Below are 19,018 nucleotides of genomic sequence, written 5' to 3'. Positions count from 1 at the left end.
AATTTTGAACTCGTGCGGAGGTCAGATCATCCATTCGGGCGGCTGGAAAAAGTCGCCAATAAAGTGAGAAACCGAGACGGTATAATTGGAGCGAACTTTCTCTTTCAAAATGGGGGAAATCAATGGTGCAGGGAGTTGGAACCCTTCCACCTTAACAATAGAGCAGCCCGCACACATTTGGAACGGGCTACAGATTCCCCCAGAGCAACAATCGTTTGTTCCTTCGTGCGTGTCGTCTGCTTTGCCGGATTGCCCGGATTCAGCCGTTGCACAGTGGCCCCCGTCGCAGCATGAGGTTTCTGCACTTGCCATAGATTTTTGGCACAATTCAGCACTTTGCGGGGCAACGGAAAGCCACACAACGACAAAGGCCAAAAGGATTGCCAGAAACTTCATAGGGTAAAGATACAACAGGAATATGAATTGATGCACAAAGCACCGGGTGCGTTCACTGTCTCTTTTGGCATTTGAACGAAGAAACCCAATGTGTTAGTCTAAAATCCCGATATTTATAGCAAGGGTCAACACTTTCTAGGACGGGTCACAATGAAAACCGTTCAGAAAACCCTCCAAATAAAATCTGGACAAGACACTTAAATTAGCTGAGAATGGCTCCGTAACCGGCTGATCATCCCAGTTTACTCCCGCTTGATTTGGCATCCAGCCAAGTTCGCATTTCGTCAAGCTCTCTCTCGAAGCCCCCCGATAAAATCGGAAAGCGACACCAGGAGCGCGGGTCAAGGTTATGATCGTCCAACATGAAGGAAGGCGCGTACCGCTCGCGCTTCCATTGATTCCGGCTCCAAAGCCTAAAAAACCGCTCTATCCAAAGGGCCAGTTGCGCTAACTCGTAGCTGTCCGCAAAGCGTACCCGGACTATTCTCAACGATTCCAAAGGCGATTGTTTATCTCGAATGGCGGCTTCTTCAATGGCATTCAATACGTCATAGGGCATCAAATCCTCTTCATCGACCTGCTTTCTGTCCAAGGGCCGGAGTTCGGCGCTGGGTTGTAGCTGATTGACTGCCCGAAGTCCCTTCACCTTAATCAGATTCGCTTCAGTTGGCTGCGACACCGTGCCGCTACGGTCAGGCGATACCCAGGCGTTTTTGACGTTCAGCCCGACGGTTTCGAGCCAGCGCAGCCAACTTCGCAGAAAGTGCTTATCAATGCCGGTAATGGGGGAAATGCTCCCGGCTGTATCGCCGTCCATCGTGGCATAACCCACTGCGGCCTCCGACCGGTTGGAGGTCGTCAGCAGGAGCGCATTGCTCAGGTTGGCCAGCAGCCAAATACTGGGTGCCCGCACCCTGGCCTGAATGTTCTGCAACGCAATATCGTCGGTTTCCCAGGTAAGTCTGCGGCCCCATTGTTCTTCAATCAATCCCCGGTAGGTGCCCACCAGGCCATCAATACGGATGGAGAGAAACCGCGCACCAATATCGCCAGCCAGTACCTTAGCGGATTGAAACGTATCGTCGGACGAATTTTCCGTGCCCTGGTACATAACCGTCAGCAACTGCCCCACCATGGCTTCTGATGTGGCGCAATCCTGAAGGGCGCGGATGTAGCCGAGTTTCTGTTTAACGCCATCGAGTCCGATATTCTCAACCGCCATGCGGATCATCAGAAAGACCAGGGCCGCAATGGCCGACGAATCAGCCCCACCACTCAGTGACAGTACATAGCCTTGTGAACGGCTTTTGCGTAGATAATCGAATAACCCCAAGGCCACCGCCCGGGAAAATTCTTCTTCTTTCAGGTAGCCCCCCCGTTCCCAGGCTTCCAGCTCCGCTTTCTGTATGAGTGGTTCAACAGCCGGAAAATCGAAATTCGTTTTAATAAGCCATTCGGATACGGCCCGTGCAATCGGCCCCCGATCCTGAATTTGACGCAATCGGGTGGCTTCCACATCCACCACCGCCGAGACGAGCACAAAATCTTCGTAGCTCAGACGTGGCCCCGATGTCAGCAATACGCCATTGGAGGCCACCATCGCATCTCCATCGTAGATGACTCGGCCAGCCTCATTTCCCAACAAATTTGTGTAAATGTAACTGACCCCGAACGCCCTGGAAGCATCGACCACCAACCGTTCGCGCACCTCGGATTTGAAAAAGGCGAAATGGCTGGCCGAAGGGTTAAGGATAATATCGACGCCCCGCTTATAGAGCACCCGGCCCGGCCGACCCGCTATCCAGGCATCCTGACAAATTTCAAAGCCGATGCGAATACCCGATACCTCGAATACCCAATCCCCCAGCGGATAAGTGGCTTGCCCCACCTGAATGTCGGCGCGTTGATTCGCTGCCCAAGGTTGGAACCAACGCTCTTCGTAATGAATGCCATCGTTGGGCAAATGCTGCTTGCCGATAAAGCCAATGATTTGTCCATTTCCCAGCAGGCAGGCCACGTTGACGATGCGGTTATTGTACCGAATCGGCAGGCCCACGGTGACCAGAATGCCTTGGGTATGTCCGACGATTTCGAGCAGGCAGTTCGAAGCCTGATCTACCGTATTTTGGGCAAAAAAGGCATCTTCGCAGCCGTAGCCGGTAATGCAGAGTTCCGGCAGGCACAGCAAACTGATCTGCTGTGCGTGGGCGGCTTCAATAGCATTAATGATATTTCGGGTGTTGTGTTCCCAATCCAGGGGCGTTTGATTCAACGCTCCTGCGCCTACTTTTAACAGTTTCATAGTTCGACCATTTAGCTGCGTATTAGCGCGCTAATTGAAAAATCCGAAATGAGCCACGCGCCACGACCACGAAAATTGCCAGGCCGATCAGTAAATCGGGATAGGGCGAATGGGTCAGGTACACCAGGCCACCGGCCAGGATCACCCCCAGATTCACGACAATATCGTTCGAGGTGAAAATCTCACTGGCTTGCATATGCACTTTGTCGCTCTGTTCGCGTCGCAATAGATACAGGCATATCGAATTTCCGATCAGGGCCAGCAGGGAAACGCCCACCATCAAGCCAAAATCGGGCAAGGCTTCACCCGTGATGAACCGGCGCACCACTTCCACCAAGCCCCCAGCCGCCAGAATCAGTTGTAGATAGCCACTGATGCGGGCGACCTTTTTTTGCTGCTGCACAGCCTTGCCTACCGCAAAAAGAGCCAGTCCATAGACCAGGGCATCGGCCAGCATATCCAGCGAGTCAGCGACCAAACCCATCGAATCGGCCATGATACCCGCCAGCACTTCCAGAGCGAAAAAGAAGCCATTAATAGCCAGCACCGTCAGTAGCAACCGGCGGTCGCGCGGAGCTTCATCCGTCAGTTCGGCCAAGTCCGCATCTTCAGTTTCGAGCAACCGGCTATCCAACCGTAATTCTGCCAGGGCGAGCGTGATCGGCTCGGCATCCCCGTTGTGCAGCACCGTTACTTTACGGTTTGGAATATCAAATTGGAGCCGTTCAATGTCCTGCTTATCAGCCAGCTTCATGCGGATGAGTTGTTCTTCGGAAGGACAATCCATCCCCGCTACCTGAAATATTGATTTATTCATCATCACAATACGTTTTGTATCGAATAACATTTATAGAGTTTACCTAAACCGGTTACATCTGAATGAGACACCAAGATTTAACCCGCTAAGCCCGTCTCAAGCCTGGTATACTATTCCCAGCGGGGTTCGTTCATCTACTTCGCTCGTTGGTTTATCTGTTGCGCGCTATACAGCGCCTGCTTGGATATTGTTGCTTTCTTTTCCTTTAGCTGGGCTTGCTGTGGAGCCCTCTGCCCGGTCCCTTTACTCTTCTGACGTTCCTTAGATCCCTCATTTTTGGCCGTTTTACGCTTGAACAGGCCAAACAGGATTCCTAAGCGCCACAAGCACCAACCGCTTACTCCTAGGGCCATTGCCAGCCCAAACAACATTTGCACTGTTCGGATTAAGGTTACCATTGGTCATATTGGGTTGAATTTCCAGGATCTAATTTGCTACCCCGTGTCAGAATGACCAACCCGGTTTTTGGGTTGACCTTCCCCCGTAGTGGGTTATCAAGCCCTTGCGTAGACGATATAGCTGATTATAAGGGCAAAAAAACGATTGGGTCGCCCTAAGCTGCATAAGACAACAAGGCGGGTTCAGGTTATCAACTACCTGAAGTGGTCGCGTCATTTTAAGCGGTACCAGGCCGACATAAAATGAGTCGAATAGCGTTTGCTTTCGTTGCATGGTCGTTGACCAATTAGAGTCGTTTGTAGTAATTCAAGGTAACCGACGCGGCATTGCCGCGCTCACTCAGGGTGAAAAAGCCGTTCCCCGCTTTATCGAACCCGATTGCCTCGCCTTGGGGCTCGATTAGATACGGTAACGAGCGAGGTTGCTGGGTAGTTAGTATTGCATAAAGACCCTCTTTAGTAGATCGTCGCCAGTAGGCGATGCCCACGTAGGTTTTCAACACGATGTTCGTCCCATCGGGCGAGATACTACCCGAGGTCACTAAACTAAGGGGTACTTCCCCCCTAAAGGTGGCGGTGGAAACCGATGCCGTATTTTGTGGATACGCCAACTGGTACAGTCGAGCTTTGTCGGCTGCTTTGGTGACGATCCACAAATCGCGCGTCAAGGGGTCTAACAGGAGCGTTTCGGCATCGTGCGGGCCGTCCGCATAGCGAAACGCAATTCGATCAACCGAGGAGACCATAGCCGTCAACGAGGTTGGTTCAGCCAGCCGGTAGATGTAGTTTTCCGCGTTACCCCCCGCATTATCCCCTATGTCGGCTACGTACAGGTAGGAAACTCCGGACTGGGGACCAGGGCCAATCGCCATATCTTCCCAATCCCGATTCATGACGCCCGGAACGGGTAACCGTCCGATCAGTTTACCCGCGTGCGAAAGTAAATTCAACTGGGACGGATTACCGCTGTCTTCCTCGACCCAAAGGTAACCGTCCATCGCCTGGCTGTCGGCGATCCCTGACGCTTCATCTATCAGTCCCGGCTCAACGGGTACCCGCTGGGGAACGGTTTCCACGGTAAAGGTGGGGTCCAGTCCTTTTTCTGGCGCACAGGTGGCCACCAGTAGGATCAATAGCATAGCGGCCAGACCTTTCCAAGAATGGGGAGCCAGTAAACATTTATTCAATAATCGTCTCTTGGTATACGCCAGGGCGCTGGTCCGAAATCGTAGTTGGGTCATAAAAACAGGCCGGATTGGTTGGTTTTAACAAACGCGATGCGTGTATCTAAGCAGGCTTGAGCGTCTCGTTGGAGGTTCCTCGACGCACTGACAGGATACTTCTGTTTTGGCCAGCACGGTAGGATTAGTCAGTCAGACTGGTTTTACGCTCAATCCGGGATGGTAGCCGGGCTACCCCTGAGTACCCGCCAGGCTACCGCTTTGAGTTGGGAAAAATTCAGGGTAAAGAAGGCCAGGGCCAGAGCCAGATACACCCATCCCAAATAGGTCAGCACTTTCACACTGGCGACCGGATCGTGCTGGTAATGAAAGGCCAATCCGATCTGGGTGCTGAACAAACCAACCAGGATAGCGGCATGCCACAGACTAAGCCGGAACCGAAGGAGTACGGCCACTCCAAAGAGCGACTGGGTGGCCGTTAAGAAAAATTCTTCATGCTGGCGGGCGTCTAAAGGCAGGGCCGTGAGTGCAGATGCCCCAACACTCATGGCCAGCGGCAGCATACCAATCAGCAGCGTCCACTGATTAATTTTATCACTGATCATGGCCGTGAGCCCAGCCCCGGAGCGGCCAGCCAGCACAAACAAGACCGCAATGGAGACGGTTGGGGCTTCACTGGCCAGCGGTGCCAGCCACTGGATCAGCAGAAACTCATCGATTCCTACCTGGCGACCCGCCTGCACGATTGATTCAGCGAACGGCTCGGCGCATACCAAAATCACACCACTGGCCACCGCCGTAAGCAGACCGATGACCCCCCACTGCTGCGCTTTGGGCAGCCTCGACAAGGCGGCTGCCGGGCCAGGTTCCTCAGCTTCCTCCGTTTCCTGGGCCTTTGGGGTATGGCTAACCCGCCATAAATAGCCACCAAACAACCCCGTCAGGATGAGCGTATCCCATAAGCCGATCTGATCCTTGAGCAGGATGATAAAGGCGTACATACTGGCACCCAGCAGAAAGCCGATCTCCAGTCCGTTAGCGGGTTGCAGGTCAATAGCCCGCTGTCGGGTCTTGTACCAATGCAACACGGCCATCAGCGGCCAGGCAAGCCCCACCAGCAGCCGGTTGGCTCCCGTCATGTTAGCCGCAGCATAATGAACATACATCGACTGGGGATTCTGACCTGCCTGAAACGCGTAATAAATATCGACCGCGTATTCGGGCAGCACCGTCACCAAGGCGACTAAGGCCAGGATCAACCCTTGGGAAACAAATCGTTCGGCACTTTCGGCTCCCCAGGACAAAAGGAAACCGGCGGCTAAGATGGCACTGCCATAGCAGCCAACGGCGACCAGGGCACTGGGATGCCAGCTACCAAAACGTAGCACTAGAGCCGGTAGGGTGGCCATAACGGCGAGTAAGACGTACACAATAAACGAACGCATACGGACAATGGAGTTAAGGTTTACAGGTTAACTTTATACCAAACACGCAAGGGTGCCTAACGCATGGACAACCGGCTTATATCGCCGGTATTTTCCTGCTGGCTTCTTTATTCACCCTCCTCTTCGGTGTTGTTCATGGCCGAGAGCAGGTCATACGCCCCGGCAATAACAATTCGGTTACCCGGCTTAAGGCCAGCGGGCAGGGTAACGGCCTGATACCCGTTTTCAGCCACGCCTATCCGCACCGGGATCGGCCGAAACCGATACCGTACCCCTTCCCCCTGGCCTTCTTTTTCTTCCAGCACAAAAATCTGGGATTGATTGCCGGACTGGACGATGGCCGCTTCGGGCAGGGCCGGAACCGGCTGGGAAGTCGTTTCGATCACGGCTTTGAGAAAGGTACCCGGACGCAGGCCCGACGGTGCGTTATCCAAGGAAGCATACACCGACACGGTTCGGTCCGCATTGGTTTCCCGGTTGATAAGCCGGATGCGACCGGTGTATTCACGCGGCATTGCAGCGCCCCCCGGTCCAATGAAACTTATCCTCACCCGTTTCCCCACCTGCACCTGGGCCACATCCCCCTCGAAAACGGTGAGCTGGGCTAGGAGTCGGCTGGCATCGACGATTTCAAAAAGAACATCGTTAGCCGCCACATACCGGCCCCGGTTGACACCGGCCACGGTCACCGTTCCGCCGATGGGAGCCCGTATGGCAACGGTACGGCTAATTTTACCGCCTTTCAGTACGGATGAGGGAATGCCCAGCAGGGCCAATTGCTGACGAAGCCCCTCCGCCCTGGCCCGGAGCGTACCCAGTTCAGCCGTTGCCTGCTGCAACGTTTTTAGCGCCCCAACGTTCTGCTGACTCAGTTCCCGTTGCCGCTCGTACTCCTGCTCCTGAAAGGTCAATCGACTACTCGTCTCTAAGTAATCCTGCTGTAGGCGGATAAATTCAGGATTTTCCAGAACGGCCAGTACCTGGCCTTTGCGGACGGCCGTGCCGGGCAACAGACTGGATGAAACCAGGATGCCCCCATAGGGCGTTGAAACGGATACCTGTTGCTGAGGGGGCGCATTAAGCGACCCGTTCACCCGGATCAGGTTACTCAGGGTTCGGGTTTCCAGTGATCCCAAGCGAATACCTGCCGTCTGAAACTGGGTTTCGGATAACTCGACCGTACCGGCTTCTTCTTTTGATTCGGCGGGTTCCCCGGTTTTGGCCGGAGCTGCCGTTTCACTCGATTTAGAGGATTTGTCTTCCTGCTGACAGGCCGTTTGGCTACTCAGTACGATAAATAGGGCGAGCCATAGCCGCCGACTAACGAATGGATGGTTCATGGTTGCGTACTTCCCAGGATAAATTCAAGGTTGATAACCGTTTGATTGTACTCATTGAGTGCGGCCAAATAACCCGTTTGAATACCAATGACGGTGCGCAGGTTTTGGAGCAGTTCCACATAGCCGATTTCGCCCGCCCGGTAGGACCGCTCGGCCGTCTGTCGAATCAGCGCAGCCTGGGGCAGTGCCGATTGCTGAAAATAGGTGAGCGTCTGCTCATTCTTACGGTAGGTCTGCACCAGTTCGTCGTAAGCCCCCCGCAGGCTTCGCTGCCGGGCAGTCAGGCTCGCTTCGGCTCGCTGCTGGCCTAATTCGGCGGCTTGGACCCGGGCCCGCAGGGGCTTGGCAATCAGCGGAAAGGAGATACCTACCTGTCCGTACATAAACCGGTGGGCCGCGTTATAGTATTGTTCCGTTCCGTCTGCCATTGGATAAAATCCCCGCAGCGACTGATTCGTCAGCGTCAGGGCGAAGTCGGGTTTGAGTCGCGCCCGCTCTACGTCCGTTTCCCGCCGGGCCAGGTTAATTTGCTGGATTAACAGGGCCAGTTCTGGATTTTGCACCAGAGCGGTTGAATCGATGAGCGGCAAGCGGAGAGACCGGACGGTCAGTACCGAATCGCCCACGCGGGGCAGTGTCTCGGTCCCCAGCAACGTTTGCAGGCGTCGAAGCCGGATTAGTTCATCCGACTGGTTTTGCCGCAAGGCCATCTGGAGCTGCCGGGCTTCTACTTCGGCCGCTGTTTGTTCCAGCAGTGTACCCTCGCCGGTGCGCTTTCTTACCTCAGAAGCCTGCACCACCGCCCGCAGCAGACTATCTTGCCGGAGCAGTTCGCCCCGCAGGGAGCGGAGGTACACCAGCTCGTAGTACGCTGATTTGGTTTGGAGGGCCAGTTCCTGACGGGTCACGCGTCCTTCGGCTTCGGCCCCGACAACGCGGGCATCCAGGAGTCGGCGCTGGCTTCGGATGAGGGCCGGGGCAGGAAATCGCTGACCCACCGAGATCGACTGATCAAAATAAGGGCTGTTATACTGGCCCAGCGAGACCGACAGATCGGTTTTGCCCAGGTCGGTGGCCGTGCCCCGTAACGCCTGCTGTACGCCAATCGTCAGGGCGGAGACCCGGACCTGCGGGTTATTCTGAAACGTTTGCTGAAGCGCTCCTTCCAGGGAGAGGGGCCGGGTCACCGGGGCCTGGGTGTTCACTTGTGCCGATGCACTCGTAGCCCCGGCCACCAGCGAACCAGCCAACAAGCCAATGAGTAACCAACTGGGAGCGATGCCCGACGTTGGCTTCGGCGAGGTAACCCCGTCGGTTTCTTTCCTTCGTTGACCAAACCAGCTTTCCTCTAAGTAGTACAGAATGGGCAGGACCAGTAAGGTCAGCAGCGTCGCTGTTATCAACCCGCCGATGACGACCGTGGCCAGCGGTTTCTGCACTTCCGCACCCGCTGTCGTGGACAGGGCCATCGGCAGAAAGCCTAGGGAAGCTACCGTGGCCGTCATCAAAACGGGGCGCAGCCGCACGGCCGTACCTTGATAAATGACCTCGTGGAGGTCGCTGACACCCTGCTCGCGTCGAATCCGGTTGAATTCAGCCATGAGCACAATGCCGTTGAGCACGGCCACCCCAAACAAGGCAATAAAGCCCACGCCCGCCGAAATACTAAAGGGCATGTCGCGCAGCCAGAGAGCCAGCACGCCCCCAATGGCTGATAGCGGAATGGCCGTGAAAATCAGGGCAGCCTGCCTTACCGACCCAAACGTGACAAATAGGAGCAAAAAGATCAGGCCAAGGGCCACCGGCACCGCAATAGTTAGGCGCTCTCGGGCTTCGATCAGATTCTCAAACTGCCCGCCGTAGGTGATCGAGTAACCAGTGGGCAATTTAACCTGGGCGTCGATTTTACCCTGTAAGTCACGGACCACACTCTCCACGTCCCGACCCCGGACGTTAAAGGCAATGGTCAGCCGCCGTTTGGCATCTTCCCGCTGAATCTGATTCGGCCCCGGCTTGAGGCTGACGCTGGCTAACTGACCCAGCGGCACAGGCGTTCCTTCAGGTACCGAAACGGTCAGGGCCCGCACGTCCTCAATGTTTCGGCGGCTCTGGTTGGCCAGCCGGACGACCAGATCATACCGGCGTTCTCCCTCGTAGACGATGCCCGCACTCTCCCCGGCAAAGGCCGCGCTGAGGGTTCGGTTTACCTCATCGACCGAAAGACCGTAGCGGGCTAGGGCCTCGCGGTCCACGGCCACCACAATCTGGGGTAGTCCCTGCACCTGCTCCACGTACAAATCCGTGGCACCCGGCACCGTCCGGACGATGCGCCCAAGCTGGCCCGCCAGTCGCTGCAACTCGGTGAGATCCTCGCCGAATAATTTGACGGCCACGTCCTGCTTGGCCCCCGAAATCAACTCGTTGAACCGCATCTGGATGGGTTGCTGAAACCCGTAGGTGACACCGGGAATCGCTTCGAGGGCTTCCGCCATTTGGCCCGCCAAATCCTCCTGATTATCGGCCGACGTCCATTCGGACTGGGGCTTGAGCAGGACCATCAAATCCCCGGCTTCGATGGGCATGGGATCGGTGGGAATCTCACCCGCCCCGATTTTACCAATCACTTCCCGCACTTCGGGAAACTGTTTGAGTAGCAACCGCGCCGATTGCAGAAACTTATCCTCGGTTTGGCTAAGCGACGAACCCGTCAGGGTGCGCAGTTCCACGGCGAAATCGCCCTCGCTCAGTTCGGGAATAAATTCGCCCCCTAAGCGGCTGAAGAGCCAACCGGCCCCCACCAGTAGCCCGGTGGCTATGCCCAGTACGAGCCATTTAGCGCGCAGTGCCCACCGGATAGCGGGATCATACAACCGGTGGAAGAAGCCCATCATCCGGTCGGAGAGGGTCGGCTGCTGACGGATGTTTTTACTCAGCAGCAGTGCCGATACCATGGGTACGTAGGTCAGGGAAAGAATGAATGCCCCTAAAATAGCGAAGCTGACCACCTGTGCCATCGGTCGAAACATTTTGCCTTCAATACCGACTAAGGCCAGGATGGGCAGATAAACAATGAGGATAATGATTTCGCCAAAGGCGGCCGAGGATCGGATTTGGCTGGCGGCTTGGTAGACCTCCTCATCCATTTGGGATTGAGTCAAACGGTTTACCCGGCGACCTACCAGATGATGCAGGGTGGCCTCGACGATGATAACGGCTCCGTCCACAATCAGGCCAAAATCGATGGCTCCCAAACTCATCAGGTTTCCTGAAACGCCAAACAGACTCATCATGCCGATGGCAAAGAGCATGGCCAGAGGGATTACCGAGGCCACCACCAGCCCCGCCCGCCAGTTGCCCAGAAACAGGATCAGGACGAAAATCACAATAAGGGCTCCCTCGATGAGGTTCCGGGTCACGGTATGGATGGCCCGGTTCACCAACTCCGAGCGATCTAGAAACACACGGATTTCGACGCCTTCGGGCAGCGTCCGTCGGATCTGGTCAATCTTGGTCTTTATCCGGGCAATGACCTCATTGGCGTTTTGGCCTTTCAGCATCAGGACGACGGCACCCACGGCTTCCCCTTCTGCGTTGCGCGTCAGCGCCCCATAGCGCACGGCGGAGCCGAAGCGTACCTGGGCCACATCCCGAACCAATATGGGCACGCCCCCGGCCGTGCGCCGGACGACGATGCGGCCCATATCGGCCAGACTCCCTACCAGGCCCTCTGAACGGATGAAATAGGCGCTGGGCTTTTTGTCGATGTAAGCCCCACCCGTGTTCTGGTTGTTTTTTTCCAGTGCCGTAAACAAATCACCGATGCTAAGACCATAGGAGCGAAGCCGATCCGGGTCAACGGCAATTTCATACTGTTTCAACAGCCCCCCAAAGCTGCTCACGTCGGCCACGCCGGGCGTACCCAGGAGCTGCCTTCGGACGACCCAGTCCTGAATTGAGCGCAGTTCCATGGGTGAATAGCGTTTCTCAAAACCGGGTTTTGCATAGATGACATACTGATAGATTTCGCCCAATCCCGTGCTGATCGGCCCCAATGCGGGTTCGCCCGTACCGGGTGGAATCTGAGCCCGGGCTTCGGATAGTCGCTCATCCACCTGCTGGCGGGCCCAGTACAGGTCGGTGGCATCTTTGAAGACTAAGGTAACGACCGACAAGCCAAAGCGCGAGATGGAGCGGATTTGGGTAATGTCGGGGATGGTAGCCATCGTCTGTTCGACGGGAAAGGTAATCAGCCGCTCTACCTCCTGAGCAGCCAGCGCCGGTGAACGGGTAATAACCTGCACCTGATTGCTGGTGATGTCGGGCAGCGCGTCAATCGGTAAGCGACGGAGCGCGTAGCTACCCCACCCAATCAGCACCAGCGTCAGCAGGCCAATGATGAGTTTATTCCGAATAGAAAATCGGATAATGGAATCCAGCATGAGAAGAAAAAAGATAAATAGCCAATGCCTTCATTCAGGGTGAATGAAAGGTACTTAAGCCGGTTTGGTCAAGCCAATCGGAGCAGCGAATTGGGGCTTAGGCTAGCTGGGGAGGCTGCCAGATATGAAGGGGAAAACTGGTCGGCCGGGAAGGCAAGTACGCGAAGCGCGTTGAAAAAAGGGGCAAATAAGCTACGGTTGGTTCAAGCGGCATCAGCGGGGCCGGAGGGGCCGTTACCGAGGCCGGACAGGCTGAACACGAACAAAACGGCGTGCAGAGATCGCCGTCGGAGAACGAGCCTACAGGTTGGTGGTGAGTGGAAAGGGTTATCGTGTACTGATGGGAGGACTGGTCATACGGGATAGCCTCGGTGCAGGGAAGTACCGATAGCACAAGTAAGTGCAGGCTTAACAACAGACAAACCAGTGATTTCACGGGTCAAAGGTAAGAAAGGTTCGCGTTTTTAAAACGTATTATTTCCAGCCCATGAGAGACTATATAGAAAATCCGATTTTACTAACTCAAGTTTACTGCTAATGGAGAGGGTTCAGAGTCAAGTCCTTATTATGACGGGTCAGACGTCAATTCGTTCAATAAAAGGGCAAAGATTTCTTTTCATTTTATATGTACTGGCTGTCAAATAGTAGCTTTTAGCGTTATAAACCTTAAATTAAAATTGTTCAGTTATACCTCGGTATTTTGGAATCAGGCTATTACACCAGTTCGCTTCTCAGCGAGTTAAAGTCACATCCATATTCAACGGACAAGGCTTTTCTGTGCGATGATTATTACGATACACCTTACTTCTCTTGAGATACCCAATTAATTTTTCGGACACAAACGGTCGCGCTGCATCGTATCGCCCCTAGTGACCGTCCCCGGCCGGGCCGCAGCCGGTCGCCGAAGCGGTCGGAAATTTGCCGACAGAGGCCAGCCACCTCTTTGTTTGGTTACGCCAATATTAGGCCCAGAATAACTGTTAAGAAAGCATCTCTTCAAACGCCCATTTAAAGCGACGATATCCGAATGTAAATAAGCTTTCCCAGTTTTACCGCTGCCCAATCTCAAATTGCCGTCTCGCAAATCAACGTATCATTTTCAACGATGAGTGTGAGTTAATAATACACTGTAGACTGCCAAGTGACGGATTTTACGGTCCGCCGCAGAGGTACCAAACGGCTAATGCATCCTGGTTGGTATTCAGATTGTAATAACTCGCGTCTGTGCGTTGATTTTACCTGTATCCTTAATACCATAGGAAGTATCAAGATCTCCTTCCATAAGGCTGTAGAAACGCTTAGATGGCTATCAGCCCTGTAGTTGTATCTTACTTATCGTCAGATCCTGTTTTACTATAGGTTTCCCTGATAGTGGAACACTCATATCCCATTCACAATAAGGAGCGGGAATGCTCCTGCAGTAATTGCCAACTCTATCGGTTTAATAAGGGCGCTTGCCCTCTTATTCTAAAGCCTATCGAAATGCTTATTTAATGTGTCCTGGCTTCAGTCAGCTTGGTTAAGGCTTCATTTTTAAGATTCTTCTGATCGCTTAACTATAACAAAAAGTACGACGCTATTTATCTGCTAGTTTACTTTTTTGTTTGTTATATATCTGGTAATCAGACAGATAACTCGCTAACTATAACAAAAAATACGTTTCCTGATCTAAAATGATCGATTTTATTGTAGCATTGATTTTAAGTAATGCACTGTAAATTAGCACAATAAAACGCCAACTATAACAAAAAGTACGGTATGTATTACTGATTTGAGTGGTTATAGTTAAACTCCGATAAAGCTTATGTGTTGATTACTAATCAATTAGACTTAAAGTATAACAAAAAATACGTTTGATTTTTTTGTCTATTGCTTAAGTGCTTGTTCGAATTTAACCCATTTACCTTCATAATCAGGCAGTTAATAGCTTAACTATAACAAAAAATACGTATATGGTGAAATTCTTTTGCCTAGCAAGGCTATTTTTAATAGATAACAAATTGATTATCAGATGTTTAAGATAACTATAACAAAAAGTACGTTCGCGAGACTTTTTTCATAAACAGTATTTGATTTTTTGTTTTTTTCGGTGGATACTTTTGTGAAATACCCTTATTTTTTTCCTTTCTAAACCCTGTTATCAAAGATTTGTGAAAAATCAATTCTTTTATTTGTAGATTTATTTTGATCTTTGATAGCTCTATAACTTTATGATTATCAGTATGTTATGCAGTCTAACTATAACAAAAAGTACGGTTTCTATAACAGTTTATACGGTTTCTATAACAGTTTATACGTTTTGTCTAGCCTCTGATATAACAAAATGTACGTGGTGGAAGAACAAGTATAACAAAAAGTACGATGCCCGATAACAAAAAGTACGGTGGAGAAGTGGATAAGTTTCGATTGCGTTATGTGTGTAGTTGGTTTATTTTTGTGAACATGGCACGCGGGCATAAAACACAGACACTTATTTATCAGGGCAATACACTGACGACGGCGCGGTATGAAATGTCTGCCCTACAAAAGGACATATTATATGTGCTCCAATCAGCGATCAAGTCGAATGATGCGGCTGATCAGGAGTATATCCTGCGTGTACGCGATATTATTATTGATCTGGATCGAGATCCTAGTAACGGATATACCAATTTAAAGAAGGCTTCTTGGGGTATGATGGACATCAAAATGGAGATGTTCATTAACGGAGAGTATGTGCAAGTAGTCCCCTTTTCCCGCTTTATATATAACGAAGGTGAAGGGACGATGCGGGTTACTATAGATCCTATCATGCGAGGTATGTTAACTAACCTAAAAGGGGGTAACTATACTACGCTAGGGAAAGAATCCGCAATGAAGGTGACCGGTAAATACTCGAAGCGGCTTTATGAAATGATTTCTCAGTGGAAGGATATAGGGATATTTAGTATCACTATATCCGAGTTGCGATCACGTCTAGCTTTAGTTGATACTGAAACTGGAAAAGAACTGTACTCAATGATTGGTATGTTTATGGAGCGTGTTATTGATCCCTCCATTAACGAGATTAATCAGCATACGGAATTATTGGTTCGGTATGAACTTATCAAGCAGGGTCGAAAATATACTGGACTTCGGTTTAAGATCAGCAAAAACACCATAGAGCAGGAATTGTTTCTGCCAACACCAACCGATTCTATGGGCATACTATCGGAAAAACTTGTTAGCCGGTTTGGTTTGCGGACTGATCAACGGGATGCAGTTATCGAAAAATATGATCAAAAGCTTATCAATAAAAAGATTTACGAGATTGAAAAAATGATTAGTGATGGACAAATTAAAAACATTGGTGCCTATACAGCAAAAGTGTTTGGTGTGCAGTAAATTGACTTTGTTTGTACTGTAGCGCTTTTCCTATTACTTGTCGATTGATAAACTATGATGCATCCTAATTCGCATGTCCAAAATTTTGTACATATGGGTAAATCTAAAAAAAGGGAGCAAATTCGTCACGTTCATTTTACGAATCTATTTTACTGTTCTGGCACTGAGTATCTCATGCAATTTAAAGATAGTCGATAGGGGGCTATCGTCGCTAAAATCATACTCGCCTTGCAGATTGACATGATGCCAGGTGTGGGTGTTAGTTTGCAGAATGGCTTCCAATAAAACCTTACGTTCCGCCGAATTCGCACAACGTTTGAGCTGTTCACTTAAGTACAAGAGATTCCAGTAATTGATGGCGTTCATGATTAAACGCTTACAGCCCTCAGCAATTAATTGTTCCTGATACGTAGCCCAGCCAAGCTCGCCATTATTGCCCAGATTGACGGCTTTGGCAAACCGATTCGCATGTTCCACGCGGGTTAGAATTCCCTCAACGGTTTCCCTCAACTGGGGTTCGCTGATATAACGCAGAATGTATTCCGTCTTGAACAAACGCCCTAAATCCCGTAATGCCCGGTAAAGTGGATGCTGTCGGTCATACGAATTAAGCCGCTTAAAAAGCAGTGATGCTTTAGCGTAGCCTAGTTTGATCGTGGCCACCAAACGCAGAATCTCATCCCATTGACTGACAACATGCTCATAATCGATACGCGCATCTGGCCCAATCCGACACCCCTGCTCTTTATAAATTGATACGGCATCAAGGCTGTAAAGCCGCTGTCGATGGATCGAGGCAAAGCGAGGACGAAACTCCACGCCAATCAGGCCGGTAACCCCGAAGATAGGTTCCGAAAAGCCGTGCTGGTCGGTGGCGTGGGCGTCAGGTGTAATCACTTCATTATACGTAATGGCGTCCAGCATGTACGGGGCTTCCCGATCAGCGGCACTAAACGCCGTCGAATAAATTAACTGACCGGCTTCATCCAGATGGGAGTAAATCGTAATGCCCTGACCATTGCCAAAATACTTGTAAGAGGCTGAAGCCCGTAAGAGGGGAATTGATACGTCATATTTCTGACCATCCGAGCCGGTTTGAATAAAGTTTGCCCGGCGCCGAAACTGTTCGGTCAGGGGTAATTCGTTGCTTTTGGTTAGAATCAGATCGTTGGCCTTTAAGACGCTTTCGGGCGAAAAGTAGTGAGTTGCCACGGTTTCCAGACTGTTGATCGGAATGTTTTTGGAAATCATGGCCATTTTGCGAATGCCAATATTCTCCCCATAACCAATCAGGGCGGCTAACAGCAGGCTATTGTCGGGTCGAGACGGTTTGTGAGCGAAACCCTGGTGTTCAAAGGCGGACAGAAAGTCCGTTAACTCATCCACGTCCAATAGCACATCCCGCAACGAGATGACCCGGCTGGTTGGATAGAGATTGGTTTGAGGAGATGGTTGTTCTGATTCTCGCCCCCGGTAACGATGTAAATGCCAATCCCCGGCCTTGTCGAAATAAACCTGGGCGTTGGTGTTGAGGTGCTGGTTGGTCAGCCTAAACTGGGCATTGAGTCGCTCATTGATCTTGGCTAACGTTGGTTCTGCTTTTTCATAGCGAAGTAGATTAGCTTTTTGTAAATACGCCTGACGATGGATCTGCCACTGGCGACGGGGTATCAGGTATTCATCAAAAGCACGATGTTCATAGGAGGACAACACATTTAGACTGCCATCCCGTAAATGATCACGGATCTTCCAAAACAACAGCGCTTTGTAGAGTGATACCCGCAATTTACCGGTTAGGGTGAAAATGCGTTGCCGGTCCGCCAAATCCAGAAAGTCGAGAGGAAGGTTATTACTTTGAGTGATTTCGCCCTTAGTGGCTTGAAACAAGCGAAGGGCGGCTACCAGGGAGGGGGGTGAGCTTTGCTCATCGAAAACTAAGGCTTGGACCACTCCTGCCACACGAGTCTGAAGCTTCAGCGACGCTCTTTCCAAAGTGTCATAGAAGTCATCCCGGTCATGAATGGACTGATTGACCGTTTTCAGATCGATCAATCGCTCTTTATCGGTTTGCAAATCGATACCCGACAGGCGATGACGTTGAAATAAGTCCCGAATCTGGTCAATCTTCTGGGCAGCCTCCAGGCCCGGCAAATCAACGATTTCTTCGATCTGAACCAGCGCCTGAATATGGATGTCGCTCCGCCGGGTGACCCGGTGGACCAACTGGGCGTTGGCGTATCGGCTTTCGAACTGCTCATCCTTGAGGGTTTGTTCACATTCATTGAGAATGCTGGTTACCGACTGTCGCAGGGTGAGTACTAGTGCGTCACCCACACTTAAGTACTGATGAATAATAAATGCAATCAGTCGTAAGTACCGTTCGCTGGTGCGTTGAACGGTTTGTTTGGACTGGGTGTCTAATACGTATTGCGCATAGTAGCGGATGGCATCATCCGATAAATTTAATCGGACAATCAAGGGAGCCAACTGAGAAAAGAGTAGTTTTAATTCCCGGAATAACTCGACCCGCTGCTTAATTTGACCTGGCTGCATCGACTGACTAATTCGTTTGAAGTGAGTGAGCCGATACGGAAATAACTGAGTAGCTGAACCGGGTGGGCTGCTCTGCCGCCCCAATAGCGTATCCAATAATTGGCTGTCGTTTTCCTGGAGGTAGCGGTCAATAATTTGCTCCAGATTCGCTTGAAAGGATTGCAGCGCTTCAATTAGGATAAGCCGCAGCGTATTATAGGGGGGTATTTCAATCCGGCGTTCCTGCAAATAACCCGTCAGGGCATCCAACACTAGAGCAGGGCGGGTTTGGAGGTGGGCCAATCGCTGGGCTTCTACCAGTAATTCCTGCTCGTGGGTCCGATCAAAAGCCTGATAGCCTAAATGAGCTAAAATGGTTTCTCGGTGGCGGAAGGCTGTCCGGCTGCGGGTATATTTAGTTAAATCGATTTGGTTGGGATCAAGCTGCGTTCTTGCACAGAGCCAATTGATGATGTCAGGCTCAAATCGATCGGCCACGAAGAAGCGGTTAGTGATTCGGAAGTAGCCAAGTTGTAGCAAAAAGCCGATTTTATTGGTTGAGGATTGGATTTGCCCCATATAGGTCGTAGCCCAGGTTGGCAAATCCAGCAAGATGGTTCGGTGCTGTTGAGTTAATACAGGCGGGGAATCAAATCGAATTCGCTCTTCAGCAGAGATAAAGGCTCGACGTGGCATTCAACAGACGATTGAAAGTAAGCACTGCTCATGGGGAAAATAAATGATTAGGAATAACTGAGCAACGCATAGACCCACTGAGTAGCCAATAGGAATCATTCTATCTGCA

10 protein-coding genes are annotated in these 19,018 nt (G+C 51.5%); 1 reads left to right on the top strand and 9 read right to left on the bottom strand.

Annotation, left to right across the window (positions count from 1 at the left end; genetic code table 11):
• Positions 1–21 precede the first annotated feature (21 nt).
• The 8 genes from NT073_RS05725 to NT073_RS05690 form a co-directional block, all read right to left on the bottom strand.
• Positions 22–396 carry a hypothetical protein gene (locus NT073_RS05725; RefSeq protein ID WP_297370095.1) on the bottom strand — a complete coding sequence of 125 codons (375 nt, stop codon included), beginning with the start codon at positions 394–396 and terminating at the stop codon, positions 22–24.
• 232 nt (positions 397–628) lie between these two features.
• Positions 629–2,698, bottom strand: a complete 2,070-nt coding sequence (gene nadE / locus NT073_RS05720) for an NAD(+) synthase (RefSeq protein WP_297370092.1) — start codon at positions 2,696–2,698, stop codon at positions 629–631.
• 22 nt (positions 2,699–2,720) lie between these two features.
• Positions 2,721–3,515 (bottom strand): cation transporter, encoded by a 795-nt coding sequence (locus NT073_RS05715; protein WP_297370089.1) that lies wholly within the window; start codon positions 3,513–3,515, stop codon positions 2,721–2,723.
• A gap of 685 nt (positions 3,516–4,200) precedes the next feature.
• Positions 4,201–5,154: a PE-PGRS family protein gene (locus NT073_RS05710; RefSeq protein ID WP_297370086.1), complete on the bottom strand. Its 954-nt coding sequence runs from the start codon at positions 5,152–5,154 to the stop codon at positions 4,201–4,203.
• A gap of 149 nt (positions 5,155–5,303) precedes the next feature.
• On the bottom strand, positions 5,304–6,539 hold the full coding sequence (locus NT073_RS05705) for a sodium:proton exchanger (protein WP_297370083.1): 1,236 nt from the start codon (positions 6,537–6,539) through the stop codon (positions 5,304–5,306).
• A gap of 107 nt (positions 6,540–6,646) precedes the next feature.
• On the bottom strand, positions 6,647–7,879 hold the full coding sequence (locus tag NT073_RS05700; protein ID WP_297370080.1) for an efflux RND transporter periplasmic adaptor subunit: 1,233 nt from the start codon (positions 7,877–7,879) through the stop codon (positions 6,647–6,649).
• Positions 7,876–12,318, bottom strand: a complete 4,443-nt coding sequence (locus tag NT073_RS05695) for a CusA/CzcA family heavy metal efflux RND transporter (protein ID WP_297370077.1) — start codon at positions 12,316–12,318, stop codon at positions 7,876–7,878. The genes NT073_RS05700 and NT073_RS05695 overlap by 4 nt, the downstream gene beginning before the upstream one ends.
• Positions 12,319–12,415: 97 nt before the next feature.
• Positions 12,416–12,754 carry a DUF6660 family protein gene (locus NT073_RS05690; RefSeq protein ID WP_297370074.1) on the bottom strand — a complete coding sequence of 113 codons (339 nt, stop codon included), beginning with the start codon at positions 12,752–12,754 and terminating at the stop codon, positions 12,416–12,418.
• Between the two features lie 1,925 nt (positions 12,755–14,679).
• Between NT073_RS05690 and NT073_RS05685 the strand changes: the two genes are divergently transcribed.
• Positions 14,680–15,681 carry a replication initiation protein gene (locus NT073_RS05685; protein ID WP_297370071.1) on the top strand — a complete coding sequence of 334 codons (1,002 nt, stop codon included), beginning with the start codon at positions 14,680–14,682 and terminating at the stop codon, positions 15,679–15,681.
• Positions 15,682–15,825: 144 nt separating this feature from the next.
• On the opposite strand, the gene NT073_RS05680 is transcribed toward NT073_RS05685, so the two are convergent.
• Positions 15,826–18,909, bottom strand: a complete 3,084-nt coding sequence (locus NT073_RS05680; RefSeq protein ID WP_297370067.1) for a Tn3 family transposase — start codon at positions 18,907–18,909, stop codon at positions 15,826–15,828.
• Positions 18,910–19,018: the final 109 nt, after the last annotated feature.

Origin of the sequence: Spirosoma sp. (genome assembly GCF_026391055.1) — a bacterium.
Classification (GTDB): domain Bacteria; phylum Bacteroidota; class Bacteroidia; order Cytophagales; family Spirosomataceae; genus Spirosoma.
The sequence above is the reverse complement of the archived record's forward strand: the minus strand, read 5'-3'. Positions and strand labels throughout refer to the sequence as shown.